The sequence below is a fragment of the Neopararhizobium haloflavum genome (genome assembly GCF_002750855.1).
GTDB classification, from domain to species: Bacteria; Pseudomonadota; Alphaproteobacteria; order Rhizobiales; family Rhizobiaceae; genus Georhizobium; species Georhizobium haloflavum.
The window spans coordinates 227,757-242,278 of sequence record NZ_NWUC01000003.1 but is presented as its reverse complement, the minus strand read 5'-3'; the positions used below and the strand labels follow the sequence as shown (position 1 = coordinate 242,278).

Genomic DNA, 14,522 nt, shown 5'->3' with positions numbered 1-14,522 from the left:
GTTCCGGCCAGTGTCTATCGCTGGCAGCGCGGACAATAGAAAGTCGAGCGTCCGCTCTGGACGATCCGCCGGACCGTATCGCCACAGTCCTGTCTCGGGCAAGGCGCGCCTTCGCGATCATAGACGGAAAAGCTGTGCTGGAAGTAGCCGAGCGACCCATCGGCGCGCACGTAGTCGCGGAGCGACGAGCCGCCTGCGGCGATCGCGTCGGCGATGACGGCGCGGATTGCGGTGCTCAAGGTGACGAGACGTTCGCCGGGTTGCCCGTTCACACGCACGAGCGATCCTGCAAGGCGCCTCGGCGACAGGCGGGCCCGCCAGAGCGCTTCACAGACATAGATGTTGCCGAGCCCGGCGATAACGCGCTGGTCGAGAAGGGCTGCCTTGAGCGGCGCGCTCTTTCCGGCAAATTTTCGGGCGAGATAGGCGGCGTCAAGGTCGTTGCCGGTCGGCTCGCGTCCCATGCCGGCAAAATAGGGGTGGGCGTCAAGGTCGCCCTTGGTGGCGACAATATCCATGAAGCCGAAACGCCGCGGATCGTTGTAGATGACCTTGCAGCCACCGCTCGTATCCCCGGCGTAAAGGTGGAAGACGACATGGTCGTGGCGGGCGAGCTTGGACCGCTTGTGGTGAAACGTTGCGGGGGCGGAGGCGAGGGTTTCGGTTTCGACCCGGAACGAGCCCGACATGCCGAGATGGCAGACGAGGACGCCGCCGTCGTCGAGTTCGATCAAAAGGTATTTCGCGCGGCGCCCGAGCGCCACGATCGTGCGGCCGGCAAGCCGGTCGGCGAAATCCGCCGGGAAGGGAAAACGCAGATCGGGACGGCGCTGGTCGACGGCGACGATCCGGGCACCCTCCATGGCCGGCGCAAGGCCCCGCCGCACGGTCTCAACTTCAGGCAGTTCGGGCATCGCGCCTTAACCCAATCTCGCGTCACTTTGTTCTTTGCGGCCGACCGCGCTTTCGTTTTGACGTGGATTGCCCATATAAGACCTCGCAAGTCCACAAGAAAGCCGGACGCGATGACACTGCATGAGGCCTTGAATGTCTGACGAGCGCACCAGCGCAGCTGGCGGAATGGATACGTCCTATGGATTTCAGTCCGTTGCGAGCGGCGAGAAGCAGGGACTGGTGAACGACGTGTTCCACCGTGTCGCAAAGCGCTACGATGTGATGAACGACGTCATGTCGGGCGGGCTGCACCGTTTGTGGAAGGAGGCTATGGTCGCCGCGCTCAATCCTCCAGCGCGCCACGACTACCGAGTCCTTGATGTGGCGGGCGGCACCGGCGATATCGCCTTTCGCATCGTCGAGGCGTCGCGGCGCGAGGCGCATGCGACGGTGCTCGACATCAACGGCTCGATGCTGGCCGTCGGCCGCGAGCGGGCGCAGCAGCGCAAGCTCTCCGGCAATGTCGATTTCATCGAGGCGAATGCGGAGGAGCTTCCGTTCGACGACGCCAGCTTCGACGCCTATACGATCGCCTTCGGCATTCGCAACGTCCCGGATATCGCCAAGGCACTCGGCGAGGCACGCCGCGTCCTCAAACGAGGCGGGCGCCTGCTCGTCCTGGAATTTTCCGAGGTGCAGATGCCGATTCTGGACAAGGTGTACGAGGCCTGGTCGTTCAACGCGATCCCGGCGCTCGGCAAGGCGATCGCCGGCGACGACGAACCCTATCGCTATCTGGTCGAATCGATCCGCAAGTTCCCCAATCAGCGCGATTTCGCCGACATGATCGCGCGCGCCGGCTTCGATCGCGTCAAATGGACCGATTATTCGGGCGGGATCGCTGCGCTGCATTCGGCCTGGAAGCTCTAGACTTCATGGGGCGGCTTTATTCCTATCTGCAATTGGTGCGTGTTGGCTGGGTCTTCCTGCGCGAAGGGGTGATCTCGGCGCTGCCCGCCGAAGAATTGCCGCCATCGGCGCGCATGGTTCAGTCGCTTTCGCGGCATTTCGCCCGCTCCAAGGCCAAGCATGCGAGCCGTAGCGATCGGCTGGCGCGTGCGGTGGCGCGCCTTGGTCCGTCCTATGTGAAGCTCGGACAGTTCCTGGCCACCCGTCCCGACGTTGTCGGTGCCGAAATGGCGAGCGATCTGTCCCTGCTGCAGGACCAGATGGAGACCTTCGCGCAGGACAAGGCCGAGGCGAGCGCGGCCATGTCCATCGGCCGGCCCATACCGGAAGTCTTCAGTCGCTTCGACGCTCCCATCGCTGCCGCTTCGATCGCACAGGTGCATCCTGCGGCGGTCAGGACCGACGCCGGCGATCACAAGGTCGCGGTCAAGGTCGTTCGACCCGGCATTCGCCGAAGGTTCGCCCAGGACTTGCAGACCTTCTATCTCGTCTCCCATCTGGTCGAGCGTCACGTGCCGCAGGCGCGCCGCCTCAAGCCGGTGGAAGTCGCGCGCATCCTGGAGCAGACGACACGGATCGAGATGGACCTTCGCCTCGAAGCCGCTGCACTCTCGGAACTCGGCGAGAACACCCGCGATGACCCGGGCTTTCGCGTGCCGGAAGTCGACTGGGAGCGCACCGGCCGCGATGTCCTGACGATGGAGTGGATCGACGGCATCAAGATGTCGCATGTCGACGAACTGCGCCGGGCCGGGCACGACCTCAATCACCTGGCCGATGTGCTTATCCAGTCGTTCCTGCGCCATACGCTTCGCGACGGTTTTTTTCACGCCGACATGCATCAGGGCAATCTTTTCGTCGAACCCGACGGCACGATCGTCGCTGTCGACCTCGGCATCGTCGGCCGGCTGGGCAAGAAGGAGCGGCGCTTTCTTGCGGAGATCCTGTTCGGCTTCATCACCCGCGACTATCTGCGCGTTGCCGAAGTGCACTTCGAAGCCGGATATGTGCCGCGCCACCACGACGTGCGCAGCTTCGCCCAGGCGATCCGCGCGATCGGCGAGCCCATTCACGGTCAGTCCGCCGAGACGATCTCGATGGCGCGCCTGCTGACGCTGCTTTTCGAGATCACCGAACTGTTCGAGATGCAGACGCGGCCCGAGCTCGTGATGCTGCAAAAGACCATGGTCGTTGTCGAGGGTGTCTCGCGCAGTCTCAACCCGCGCTTCAACATGTGGAAGGCCGCAGAGCCGGTGGTCGGCGAGTGGATCCGGCAGAATCTCGGCCCCGCGCGCCTGCTGAGCGACGCCCGCGAAGGGCTGGGTGCCGCGTTTCGCCTGGCCGAGCAGGCGCCGGAGCTGGCTGCCCGCGCCGAGCGGCTTTCGCGCGAACTGGATGAGATGGCCGAGAACGGCGTTCGCTTCGACGCGGAAACCGCGGAGGCGATCGGCCGCTCGGAGGCGCGTCACGGCCGCAGCGGGCGCATCGCGCTCTGGATCGCCGCGCTGGCACTGGTCTTCATCGGCTGGCAGCTGGCCTGATTTCGATGGCAACGCCGCGGCCGATGGGTGGGCGTTCAGACCCGCGGCCGTTTCGCTATCGCTGTCCCGCGAATGGCGACTTCTTTTCAAGCGCGACGATTTTGTCCATACCAAGGTCGAGCGCGTCATGCCGGCGGGCTGAACGGATGGTGCCATGAGCCTGAACGCAAAACGTATCCTGCTGATCATCGGCGGCGGCATCGCGGCTTACAAGTGCCTCGACCTCATTCGTCGGCTGCGTGAGCGCGGTGCGGCCGTGCGTGTGATCATGACGGCCGGCGCGCAGGAATTCATAACGCCGCTGGCTGCAGGCGCTCTTGCCGCCGACAAGGTCTTTACCGATCTTTTCTCCCGCGAGGACGAGCACGATGTCGGTCATATTCGCCTGGCGCGCGACTGTGATGCGATCGTCGTGGCGCCTGCGACGGCGGACCTTATGGCCAAGATGGCGAACGGCCTTGCCGGCGACCTTGCCGGCGCCGTTCTTCTGGCGAGCGATCGGCCCGTTCTGGTCGCACCCGCGATGAACCCTGCCATGTGGGCGCATCCGGCAACGCGCCGCAATGTCGAAACCTTGAAACGCGACGGCGTGCGCTTCATTGGGCCGGAGGCCGGCGAGATGGCGGAGCGCAACGAGGCGGGCGTTGGTCGGATGAGCGAGCCGCTTGCCATTGCCGAAGCGCTGAGCTCGATTCTCGATGGCGGCGAAAAGCCCCTTTCCGGCAAGCGGGCGGTCGTCACATCGGGGCCGACCCATGAGCCGATCGACCCTGTGCGCTACATCGCCAATCGTTCCAGCGGCCGGCAGGGTCACGCCATCGCCGCCGCGCTTGCGCAGCTGGGCGCCGATGTCACCCTCATTTCCGGGCCGGTGACGATCCCGGATCCCGATGGCGTTGCGACGGTGCATGTGGAGACGGCGCGAGCCATGATGGAGGCGGTCGAGGCCGCCTTGCCGGCCGACATCGCGGTGATGGTCGCCGCCGTTGCAGACTGGCGCACGGAGGCAGACAGCCGGCAAAAGATCAAGAAACAGGCGAGCGAGGGGCCGCCGGCGCTGACGCTCGTCGAAAATCCGGACATCCTAAAGGCGGTCGGTCATCATCGCCAGCGGCCGGCACTGGTTGTCGGCTTCGCCGCCGAAACCGAGAACGTCATTGCGAACGCTGAGGCGAAACTGGCCCGCAAGGGGGCCGATATCATCGTTGCCAACGACGTGCAGCCGGAAAAGGGTGTCATGGGCGGCCTGCGCAACGCCGTGCACATCGTCACGGCGGATGGCGTCGAGGACTGGCCGGAATCGGGCAAGGAAGAGGTTGCCGCGCAGCTTGCGCGCCTGTTCGCCGACCGGCTTGCGTCGGCGGAAAAGGGCTAGAGCCTCAGGAGGCGAGCGCCAAGCTGCCCGCGGATCCGAAGAACGGCCGGATGTCGATCCCGCGATCGTCGACCGTGACGAAACTGCCGGCCGGCACGGTTTCCCATTCGGTGATTTCGTCCAGCGGTTCGGAAACCAGCGTGAAGCCGGAAACCGAGCGGCCCACATAGAGCGTCGGCGCGAAAACGTCCGTTGCGTAACGGATCGCATAGAGCGTGCATCCGTCCGAGAACGCGGCGGTAAAGCGGATCAGCGGGGCAACGCCGAGACTGCGAGCTTCTGATGTGATCAGGCCAATCACCGTTTCGAAAGCGCGGAGCGGATCCTCGTTCAGCCCCGCATCGCGCGCCAGCAGAAAGACGAGTTCGGAATCGGTGGTGCCGATGCGCTCGCGGTAGAAGCGATCCGTCAGTTTTCCTTCGAGCGTCCTCTTCAGGGATTCGTAGGCGCCTATCTGGCCGTTGTGCATGAACGACCATTGTCCCGATACGAAGGGATGACAATTGTCGCGCCGCGTGCCACCCGACGTTGAGGCACGGACATGAGCCAGGAACAGCGGCGAGCGGATCTGGCGCGACAGGCTCCTGAGGTTGCAGTCCGACCACGCTGGCAGGATGTCGCGGTAGAGCCCCGGCTCTGGTCGCTCGCCATACCAGGCGATGCCGAAGCCATCGCCGTTGGTCGCGGTCTTGGCCTGGCTGGCGCAATGGGACTGGGCGATCAGCGAATGCGCGGGCGAAGCGACAAGGTCTTCAAGGAATCGCGCCTGACCGCGAAAGGCTGCCCAGCGGCACATGACGTTCCTATCCAGCCCTGTTGTGCATGCGATGATGCAGCCGATCGATGATGCGGCTCGCGGTGCGCTCGAAAAGAAATGGCAGGATCGCATGCGTCAGCGCCGCAAGGCCGGCAATGAGAAGCTGACCGGCGAACCAACCCGCAAAACGCATATGCTCGATGTAGCTTTCCTCGACCGAGGCAGGATGATCCGTGAAAAGGCGTGTGAATGTGCGGCTCATTGCAGGTCCTCTCGTTGGATGGCAATGCGCAATCCTAACGATTCGCTGGGCCGATTTTGTCCCGAATATCCTTTCGTGAGCCTTAATTTTGGGATATCCATCCCAACTAATGACGGAAATGGATGACATAGATCGCAAGATACTCGCCGTCCTGCAGCAGGATGGAACGCTCTCGGTCGAAGCGGTGGCCGAGCGGCTTCCGCTTTCGCGCAACGCCTGCTGGCGCCGGATGAAGGCCTTGGAGGAGAAAGGCATCATGCGGGGGCGGGTCGCGCTGGTGGATGCCGAGCGGGCCGGCTGCGGCCTCAGCGTCTTCGTCTTCATTCGCACCGCCAATCACGACCCCGGCTGGCTGGCCGATTTCCGCAGTGCGGTGACGCAACTGCCGGAGGTCGTCGGCGTTTACCGGACCTCGGGCGATCTCGATTATGTCTTGAAGGCGAGGGTGCGTGATGTGAAGGCCTATGACAGGCTGTATCAGCGCCTCATCGAGAAAGTGCCCCTCTCGGACGTTTCGGCTTCCTTCGTAATGGAGGAAATAAAGGAAACGACAGCGGTCCCACTCTAGCAGGAGAAGACCATGAAGGTTGAAGGGCAGTGCCATTGCGGCGCCATCGCCTATGAGGCGCAGGTGGACCCTGCGAATGTTGCGATCTGCCATTGCACCGACTGCCAGCAACTGACCGGAACGGCATTTCGCGTTTCAGTGCGGGCCGAGCGCCGCGATTTCGCGCTGTTGCGCGGCGAGCCGCGCGCCTATGTCAAGATGGCCGAGAGTGGCGCCAAGCGCCTGCAGGCCTTCTGCGCAGACTGCGGTACACCGCTCTATGCATGCGATGCACACGATGATGCGTCGCCGTTCGGCCTGCGTTGGGGCGCAATCCGCCAGCGTCGCGACCTCGTTCCGACCCGACAGATATGGTGCCGATCCGCTCTGGAATGGACACAGGACATCAGCACTCTGCCCGGAGCGCCTGTCGAGGCGTAGTTCGGCAACAATTTTCCGCGTTTTGCGCTTTCGTCCGCAACGCTTGCCTCACGCCTGGCCGGACTTTGGCGTATTCTGCTGCTCAAAATTGCCGACCGGGTTCCTACATAACGGTCAGCACGATCATCACAGGAAGGGAGACGAAACATGGGCCTTCGCATCAACGACACCGCGCCCGACTTCACGGCCGAGACCACGCAGGGAACGATCAATTTCCATGAATGGATTGGCGATGGCTGGGCCGTGCTCTTCTCGCATCCGAAGAATTTCACGCCGGTCTGCACGACCGAATTGGGCTATATGGCCAGCCTCGCCGGCGAGTTCGAAAAGCGCAACGCCAAGATCATCGGAATTTCGGTTGATCCGGTCGCCGACCACGGCAAGTGGAAGGAAGATATCAAGGTCGCGACGGGGCACAGCGTCGATTACCCGCTGATCGGCGACAACCAACTGAAAGTTGCCAAGCTTTATGACATGCTGCCGGCTGGCGCGGGCGACTCCTCGGATGGGCGCACGCCTGCTGACAATGCGACCGTGCGGTCTGTCTTCGTCATCGGGCCGGACAAGAAGATCAAGCTGATCCTGACCTACCCTATGACTACGGGGCGCAATTTTGACGAGATTCTCAGAGCGATCGATTCGATCCAACTGACGGCCAAGCACCAGGTTGCGACACCGGCGCAGTGGAAGCAGGGCGAAGATGTGATCATCACCGCCGCCGTGTCGGACGAGGACGCGGAAAAGCGCTTCGGCGGGTTCGAGCGCGTGCTGCCCTATCTGCGCAAGACCAAGCAGCCGTCTGCCTAGCGGCCTGCTACCGAACAAGACAAAAGGCTGCGGACACAAATGGTGCCCGCAGCCTTTTTCATGTCTGGCACCGGCTCAGAAGCGCTTGTCGGCTTCACTTGCCGTGGTGTCGCGGGCCGCCTTGGCGACATGCTCCACCTTCTCAGCCACCGTCTTGTCGTCGGGGCCCTTGGTGAGGCCTTCCTCGGAGGCCGCAGCGCTGGCGCTGTCGTACGCCTTACGGGCTACCGCCTCGGCTTCGTGCCCGGCATGGCGAGCGTAGTCGGCGGCTTCTCCCGCCAGCCGGTCGCGCTCTTCGCCCAGCCACTCGTCCTCGCGCCGCGTCGGCGGCAGCGCGGCACCGATCGCCGCACCGACGGCGACCGCGAAAGCGCCGATGATCAGCGGTTCATTGCGCATCGCATCGACGAACGCGTTCTCGACGCGCCGTCCGTAGCGACCCGCGGCCGTGCGTGCCTGATGGCCGCGCTCGGAAACATAGTCGGCGGCGTCGTGAAGTCCCTCACGGCTGCGGTCGTAGCCGTGCCTTGCGCGCTCGCGCGCCGCCGATGCGCTGTCTGCCGCGCCGTGTGCGAGGGATGCCGCACCCTGGCGCACCGAATGGCTGGCGGCGCTTGCACGGTCTTTGGCGCGCGATGAAATGCCCTCGCCGCCCTGCGTGTTGATCGCTGGCTCGATGGGCACGACGCCTGGCGTTGCGGCATCACGACGGACCGGGGCATGGCGGCGGTCCAGCGGACGCACACCTTCGCGATCTTCGATATAGCCGACGCCGTAGTCGTCGTAGTCGGATCGCAGACGGTCGGCACGGTGGCGAACGCCATCTCCGAACATCAGCCAGGCAAGTCCCGCGCCTACAAGCCCAAGCGCCAGCGGATTGTCCCGCATCTGGCGTCCGACATTGAGGGCAGCGTCCCGCGCCTGATCGGCGTGAAGATAATTTCCGGCCTCTTCGGCCAACTGTCCGAAGCTCAACTTGCCCTTGAGACTATCCAGCGTGCGCTCGACATCCTGGCGCTTGCTTTCGGCCTCGCGTTCCAATTCTGCCGAAGACTTGCTCATTTGACAGATTCCTTCCTGGTTTGGTCCGAGGACATCTGGCTGCGTGCCAGTTCGGCATCGCGGCTTGTCTGGCCGAGCGTGCGCTCCGGCACCAGCGTGTTGGCGCTGAGGTCGGATTTGCCGCGCGCAACCATCACCGCGCCGATCACTGCCAGCGCGCCGCCGACGGCCAGCGCTGCCCAGCCGGGACCCATGATGTTGGAGAGTGCGATCACCAGCGCCTGGGCAAGAACCACCAGCGAGACCAGAAGTACGATGCTGCCGGCCCCGATGAGTTCGGCCCCGGTCGCCATCCTGCCGAGCGCTTCGGAAATTTCTGCCTTTACCAGGCGGCTCTCCGTCCTGAAGAGCGCCGAGAGATCGCGGATCAGATCGCTGAGAAGATCGGGGATGGAGCGACTGATGGGCGTGCGCCGCGTTTCGGGATCATCGCTGTGCATCGTCATCTCCCATTGCCGGGCGGTCGGCGAGAGGACGGGCGACAGGCAGGCCTCCCTCGAAATCCGACTCGCTGTCGAGGTCGCGCTGGCGCTGGCGTTCGGCCGACGCCTTGGCGAAGCGTCCGATGGCGATGCCTGCGATGACCGCGCCAGCGAGGAAGGCCGTCGGGCGCTCCAGTCCGAAGCGTGAGACCGAGCGGGCCATGTCGTCCACCGAGTGTGTCCGGATGGATCGCGCGACGCTTTCGATGCTCCCGGCTGCCTCCTGCACGAGCCGGGAGACGATGGATTGATCGCGCTCCGCCAGTTCGTCGGAGGCGTGCCGCACGGCTTCGGCAAAATGGTCGATATGGGTCGCGGTCTCGTTCTTGCGCTTCTCCGCTTCGTGATGGGCCTTTGCCTTCAGGCTGTCCCCAAGCCGGTGCGCCTCTTTGCCTGCGGCCTCGCCGAGATTGGAGGCACGCCGCTTGGCGTCGTCGACCTCTTGTCGGATCGTGTGCCGCGTCGATTCGATATCGGAGGAGAGCGGGTCGGTTGCTCCCTCGCGTGTGCTGTCCGCAATGCTCATGTCGGTCTCCCGGGGTTCGTCCGTCATCCGCCAGATGGCGTCGATGACGGTGTCGAACCCAACGGTGGGCAACGGCGATGGTTCCTGCCGGCGCTGCGGGCTTCAGTGAAAAGAAAAGGACGAGACCGACGGCTCGAAGGGCGGCGGACGAAAGCGTTCCTTGAGTTCGCTGATCTCCTCGGCGCTCCAGCCTTCAGGCTCGGTCAAGGCGATCCAGGCGTCGATATAGTCGGCGGCTCCATATCGATGACCGTAGCCGACAGGGGTCTTGACGGCATTTGCCATGTCGAGCGCCAGTTGCAGGAAGGTGACCACGGGAAACCAGCGGAAATCTTCTGAAACGTCGGCGGCCCGCGCCCCTTCCATCCAGGCGGGCGGCCGGTAGAACGCGGCCGGCTCGAAAAACGTCACCGGATCGCTGCCATACTGGAGGAAGGCGATGCGAAACGGCCCCCAGTGTGCGCCGCCCCGGGCAAGACCGTTGTATCTGTTGGCAAAACGGATGACGGACCCGTCGCGGAATGTCGGCAGCCAGGCCGGGGATGAGGAGTTCCGTTCCGCCGTTGCCAGACGCCAGGTTTCCATTGAGAAGGGCGGGCCGCTCCACAATGCGCCGTCGATCGGGTCCGCAACGATATCGTAGAGATCGACGGAGAGATCCGAGTTGAGAGCGCCAAGGCTGAGGCCATGCAGATAGAGGCGGGGACGCTCGTTGGGGGGCAGGTTTGTCCAATGCTCGTAAATCTTCGTGAAGAGCGCGCGAGCCGTGTCGGCCCCGTAGCCGGGCTCGATGAGCAGCGACAGCCAACTGGTCAGATAGGAGTACTGGACCGCCACGCTCGCGACGTCGCCTCTGTGAAGATACTCAAGCGTGTTCATCGCGCCAGCATCGATGCCTCCGGTGCCGATCGGCGTCACGATGACGAGCAGCGAGCGATCGAACGCCCCGGTACGCTTCAGTTCCTCAAGCGCCAGCGTTGCGCGCTCCTCCACCGTTTCGGCGGAATTCAGGCCGACAAAGACGCGGATCGGTTCTTCCGCGTCATCGCCGGTGAATGAGGATATGGCGAAGCGCGACGGGCCGGATGCGACGAACCGTCGACCGGCGCGGCCGATCTCGTCCCAGTTGATCAAGGACGCATCACTGCCGGTGCGAAGAATGCCTTGCGGCTGCATAACGGTGTCCTCGACCAGCGCGTCGAGTTGCTGGAACGAGGAATCGACGGCACGCAGCGCCAGTCGGAAGACGACACCGTCCAGAACGGACCACAAGGCCAGAGCGCCGAAGATCGTCCCGAAGATGGCAGCCGTGCGCGGCGGAACATAGCGGCCGAGCAGGCGCGACGAGCGGATCGGCACCAGCAGGACGAGCCGGGTGAGAAGGACAATGACGGCGAAGACTGCGATTGCCAGCGCGCCGATCTGAAGCGGGCGCGATTGGGCGACCGGCTCAAGGTCCATGAGTGCCCGAATATCGTTTTGCCATTCCGACGCCTGCAGCAGGAAGGCAGCGGCTGTCGACAGGCAGGCGGCCGCGGCAACGAGGCGCAGCCTCTGCTTCCAGCGCCGCGGCGGCACCGGCAATTGAATGATATCCCAGGCGAAGCGCGCCGCGACTCCGACGCCGTATCCGGCGGCAAAGGAACAGCCCGACAGGACGCCCTGCAAAAGGTCGGTGCGCGGCAGGAGGCTCGGCGTCAGCGACGCAGCGAAGAAAAGCGTGCCGAGCAGAAGTCCGGTCACGGAGAAGCTGCGCCCGGTCCTGGCTGCCAAATCGACGATCATGCCGTCGATGCTCGCCGATGAATATGACTCCGCTTTGACCGGTGCGGATGAATCAGGCCGCGATCCCGATCTGATATTCCTTTACCGCATCGAACCGGATGGCTTTCCAGCGATCCGTCTCATAGTTGAGAGAGAAACCGTCCGAGGCGAGGAACACCGGATCGCCGTCGAGATCTCGCGCGATGTCGCCGCGCTTGGCGTTGATGAACCGATCCAGTTCCGCCTTGTCGGTGGCTGAAATCCAACGGCAGACGTTGAACCGTGCCGTTTCGAACGAGACCGGCAGACCGTATTCCACCTCGAGCCGCGCCTTGAGCACGTCGAGTTGGAGCGCGCCCACCACACCGACGAGAGGCGGCGAGCCGTCTTCTGGCTGGAACAGCTGGACGACGCCTTCTTCCGCCATCTGGGCGAGGGCCTCTTTCATCTTCTTTGCCTTCATCGCGTCTTCCAGACGCACGCGACGCAAAATCTCCGGAGCGAAATTCGGCACGCCCTTGAAGACGAGCGGCTCGCCGTCCGTCAGGGTATCGCCGATGCGCAGCGTTCCATGGTTGGGGATACCGACCACGTCGCCGGCAAAGGCCGTGTCGGCCAACTGACGCTGATGGGCGAAAAAGAACTGTGGCGCGGACAGCGACATCGGCTTGCCTGTACGGGACAGGCGCGCCTTCATGCCGCGCTGCAGCTTGCCGGAACACACCCGCACGAAGGCGATGCGGTCACGGTGGTTGGGGTCCATGTTGGCCTGGATCTTGAAAACGAACGCCGACATTTTCTCGTCCGTCGCCTCGACGACGCGCGTGTCGGCGACCTGGGCGCGTGGCGGCGGCGCATAGCGCCCGAGCGCATTGATGAGGTCGCGCACGCCGAAGTTCTTCAGCGCCGAACCGAAATAGACGGGCGTCAGATGTCCCTCGAGAAAGGCCTTGTGGTCGAAGGGCCGGCAAGCCTCCATCGCAAGCCCGCATTCCTCGATGAAGGTCTCGCGCTCGTTCTCCGGCAAGAGCCCGGCCGCCGCATCCGATTCCGGCCCATTGGCCGGCGTGGTCCTTTCCTCGCCGTCCGAGCCGCGCACCGTGTTGTCGGAAAGGTGGTAGGTTCCCGAGAAGGTCTTGGCCCGCCCGATCGGCCAGGTCATCGGCGCTGTGTCCAGCGCCAGCTTCTGTTCGACTTCATCGAGTATCTCGAAGGGATCGCGGCTTTCGCGGTCCATCTTGTTCACGAAGGTCACGATGGGGATGTCGCGCAGGCGGCAGACCTCGAAAAGCTTCAGCGTGCGCGGCTCGATGCCCTTGGCGGCGTCGATGACCATGATCGCGGCGTCGACGGCTGTCAAAGTGCGGTATGTGTCGTCGGCAAAGTCTTCGTGGCCCGGCGTGTCGAGCAGGTTGAAGACATGCTCGCCATATTCGAAGGTCATCACGGACGTGACCACCGAGATGCCGCGCTCGCGCTCGATCTTCATCCAGTCGGAGCGGGTATCCATCCGATTCTTCTTCGCCTTCACTTCACCGGCGAGCTGGATCGCACCGCCGAAAAGCAGCAGCTTTTCCGTCAGGGTCGTCTTGCCGGCGTCCGGGTGCGATATGATCGCGAAGGTGCGGCGGCGGGCAACCGCCTTTTCCAGGCTCTCGGTCATTCTGTGGATATCCTGTTGTTGGCGGGCTTCTAGCGTTTTCGCCCGGCCCTTGCAATTGACCTGAAGTTCGTGCGGCACACTATGGTGCCATGAGTGCATCTGAGATTCGTCCGCCTGCCGAAGCCACCGCCCCGACCGTCGGGTTCGTGCGCTTGCCGCATGGCGAGGGGCTTGCCCTTCCTGCCTATGAGAGCGATGGCGCCGCGGGAATGGACTTGCGCGCCGCCGTTGCCGGCGAGGCACCGTTGATCCTGGAGCCGGGGACGCGCGTATTGGTCCCTTCGGGGTTCGTCATGCATATTCCGGCCGGCTATGAGGGCCAGATCCGGCCGCGGTCCGGCCTCGCGTTCAAGCATGGCATCACCTGTCTCAATACCCCCGGCACCATCGATTGGGACTACCGCGGCGAGGTTAGGATCCTGCTGGTCAATCTGGGTGAGGCGCCGTTCACCATCAGCCGCGGCATGCGCATCGCGCAGCTCGTGATCGCGCCCGTTTTGCGAGCGGTCGTCGAGGAACGCGCGACGACTGACGAGACAAGACGCGGAGCGGGCGGTTTCGGCTCGACGGGCACATGAGTGCGTTCAATCCATCTCCGGGCGATCGCTTCCTGAGCCTTCACCGCAAGGGCGATCCCGTGATCATGCCCAACCCGTGGGACGTCGGTACCGCCCGCCTTTTCGCCGGTCTCGGTTTTGAGGCCATCGCGACCAGCAGCGCCGCCCATGCCTTCACCCTCGGCAGGCGCGACGGCACCGTGTCCTGGAGCGAAAGGCTGGACCACGCGCGCACGATGGTCTCGGCAACGTCGCTTCCGGTCAACGCCGACCTGGAAAACGGCAAGGGCCACGATCCCGATACCGTGGCCGTGGGCATCGCCGAAGCCGCAGAGACCGGGATGGCAGGCTGTTCCATCGAGGACCATAGCGGCGATCCGCGCGCCCCGATCTATGACTCCGGCCTTGCCGTCGAACGCATCGCAGCCGCATGCGAAGCCCGCGACCGGCTGGGCCGCACGTTTGTTCTGACGGCACGGGCGGAGAATTTCCTGTGGGGCCGCCAAGACCTCGACGACACGATCGCTCGGCTGCGCGCCTTCGAGCTGGCCGGCGCCGATGTGCTCTATGCGCCCGGGCTGCCAAGCCTTGCGGCAATCCGCACGGTCTGTTCCGCCTTGTCGAAACCCGTCAACGTGCTGGCCGGAATTCCCGCCGATCCGCCATTCACGCGCGATCAACTGGCCGAGGCGGGGGTGGCGCGCATCAGCCTCGGCTCGCAATTGTCCAAGCTGGTCTATGGGACGCTGATCGATGCCGCGCGGGCGATGCGGCAGGATGGTAGCTTCGCCTTCGTCGAGAAAGCGGCGCCTTCCTCCCTGATCGAAGGTTACATCTCCAATCCGGCGCCCGCCGATGAATAGCGGACGGCCCGA

16 protein-coding genes are annotated in these 14,522 nt (G+C 64.1%); 8 read left to right on the top strand and 8 right to left on the bottom strand.

Annotated elements, in window-relative coordinates:
• Nucleotides 1-14 precede the first annotated feature (14 nt).
• Nucleotides 15-914 carry a bifunctional DNA-formamidopyrimidine glycosylase/DNA-(apurinic or apyrimidinic site) lyase gene (gene mutM / locus CN673_RS08755; RefSeq protein WP_099865871.1) on the bottom strand — a complete coding sequence of 300 codons (900 nt, stop codon included), beginning with the start codon at nt 912-914 and terminating at the stop codon, nt 15-17.
• 133 nt (nt 915-1,047) lie between these two features.
• Here mutM and ubiE point away from each other — a divergent pair, with 133 nt between their 5' ends.
• The 3 genes from ubiE (at nt 1,048) to coaBC (ending at nt 4,779) form a co-directional block, all read left to right on the top strand.
• The gene (gene ubiE / locus CN673_RS08750) at nt 1,048-1,824 is read left to right on the top strand and encodes a bifunctional demethylmenaquinone methyltransferase/2-methoxy-6-polyprenyl-1,4-benzoquinol methylase UbiE (RefSeq protein WP_099865870.1); all 777 of its coding nucleotides are present in this window, start codon (nt 1,048-1,050) and stop codon (nt 1,822-1,824) included.
• Nucleotides 1,825-1,829: 5 nt separating this feature from the next.
• Nucleotides 1,830-3,404 carry a 2-polyprenylphenol 6-hydroxylase gene (gene ubiB / locus CN673_RS08745; protein WP_099865869.1) on the top strand — a complete coding sequence of 525 codons (1,575 nt, stop codon included), beginning with the start codon at nt 1,830-1,832 and terminating at the stop codon, nt 3,402-3,404.
• Between the two features lie 154 nt (nt 3,405-3,558).
• Nucleotides 3,559-4,779 carry a bifunctional phosphopantothenoylcysteine decarboxylase/phosphopantothenate--cysteine ligase CoaBC gene (gene coaBC / locus CN673_RS08740; protein WP_099865868.1) on the top strand — a complete coding sequence of 407 codons (1,221 nt, stop codon included), beginning with the start codon at nt 3,559-3,561 and terminating at the stop codon, nt 4,777-4,779.
• 4 nt (nt 4,780-4,783) lie between these two features.
• Here the strand turns inward: coaBC and CN673_RS08735 are convergent, their stop codons facing one another.
• The gene (locus CN673_RS08735; protein WP_099865867.1) at nt 4,784-5,575 is read right to left on the bottom strand and encodes a class II glutamine amidotransferase; all 792 of its coding nucleotides are present in this window, start codon (nt 5,573-5,575) and stop codon (nt 4,784-4,786) included.
• Between the two features lie 7 nt (nt 5,576-5,582).
• On the bottom strand, nt 5,583-5,798 hold the full coding sequence (locus CN673_RS08730) for a DUF6356 family protein (RefSeq protein WP_099865866.1): 216 nt from the start codon (nt 5,796-5,798) through the stop codon (nt 5,583-5,585).
• A gap of 118 nt (nt 5,799-5,916) precedes the next feature.
• Here CN673_RS08730 and CN673_RS08725 point away from each other — a divergent pair, with 118 nt between their 5' ends.
• The 3 genes from CN673_RS08725 (at nt 5,917) to CN673_RS08715 (ending at nt 7,593) form a co-directional block, all read left to right on the top strand.
• The gene (locus tag CN673_RS08725; protein WP_503128223.1) at nt 5,917-6,366 is read left to right on the top strand and encodes an Lrp/AsnC family transcriptional regulator; all 450 of its coding nucleotides are present in this window, start codon (nt 5,917-5,919) and stop codon (nt 6,364-6,366) included.
• A 12-nt stretch (nt 6,367-6,378) separates the two neighbouring features.
• Nucleotides 6,379-6,786, top strand: a complete 408-nt coding sequence (locus CN673_RS08720) for a GFA family protein (RefSeq protein WP_099865864.1) — start codon at nt 6,379-6,381, stop codon at nt 6,784-6,786.
• Between the two features lie 147 nt (nt 6,787-6,933).
• Nucleotides 6,934-7,593, top strand: coding sequence for a peroxiredoxin (locus tag CN673_RS08715; RefSeq protein WP_099865863.1), 660 nt, complete (start codon nt 6,934-6,936; stop codon nt 7,591-7,593).
• 75 nt (nt 7,594-7,668) lie between these two features.
• Here CN673_RS08715 and CN673_RS08710 read toward each other — a convergent pair whose 3' ends face one another.
• Genes CN673_RS08710 through CN673_RS08690 form a run of 5 tightly spaced genes read right to left on the bottom strand, consistent with a single transcriptional unit; the run spans nt 7,669 to nt 13,090 of the window.
• Nucleotides 7,669-8,655: a DUF3618 domain-containing protein gene (locus tag CN673_RS08710; protein WP_099865862.1), complete on the bottom strand. Its 987-nt coding sequence runs from the start codon at nt 8,653-8,655 to the stop codon at nt 7,669-7,671.
• Nucleotides 8,652-9,095 carry a phage holin family protein gene (locus CN673_RS08705; protein WP_099866118.1) on the bottom strand — a complete coding sequence of 148 codons (444 nt, stop codon included), beginning with the start codon at nt 9,093-9,095 and terminating at the stop codon, nt 8,652-8,654. Before CN673_RS08705 ends, CN673_RS08710 begins: the two co-directional genes overlap by 4 nt.
• Nucleotides 9,082-9,735: a hypothetical protein gene (locus CN673_RS08700; RefSeq protein ID WP_099865861.1), complete on the bottom strand. Its 654-nt coding sequence runs from the start codon at nt 9,733-9,735 to the stop codon at nt 9,082-9,084. The genes CN673_RS08705 and CN673_RS08700 overlap by 14 nt, the downstream gene beginning before the upstream one ends.
• A 30-nt stretch (nt 9,736-9,765) precedes the next feature.
• Nucleotides 9,766-11,448 (bottom strand): alpha/beta hydrolase, encoded by a 1,683-nt coding sequence (locus tag CN673_RS08695; RefSeq protein ID WP_099865860.1) that lies wholly within the window; start codon nt 11,446-11,448, stop codon nt 9,766-9,768.
• A 52-nt stretch (nt 11,449-11,500) separates the two neighbouring features.
• Nucleotides 11,501-13,090: a peptide chain release factor 3 gene (locus CN673_RS08690; RefSeq protein ID WP_099865859.1), complete on the bottom strand. Its 1,590-nt coding sequence runs from the start codon at nt 13,088-13,090 to the stop codon at nt 11,501-11,503.
• An 89-nt stretch (nt 13,091-13,179) separates the two neighbouring features.
• Here CN673_RS08690 and dut point away from each other — a divergent pair, with 89 nt between their 5' ends.
• Complete coding sequence (dut, locus tag CN673_RS08685; RefSeq protein WP_099865858.1) at nt 13,180-13,668, top strand: dUTP diphosphatase; 489 nt, start codon at nt 13,180-13,182, stop codon at nt 13,666-13,668.
• Nucleotides 13,665-14,510: an isocitrate lyase/PEP mutase family protein gene (locus CN673_RS08680; protein WP_099865857.1), complete on the top strand. Its 846-nt coding sequence runs from the start codon at nt 13,665-13,667 to the stop codon at nt 14,508-14,510. Before dut ends, CN673_RS08680 begins: the two co-directional genes overlap by 4 nt.
• The last annotated feature ends 12 nt before the right edge of the window (nt 14,511-14,522 follow it).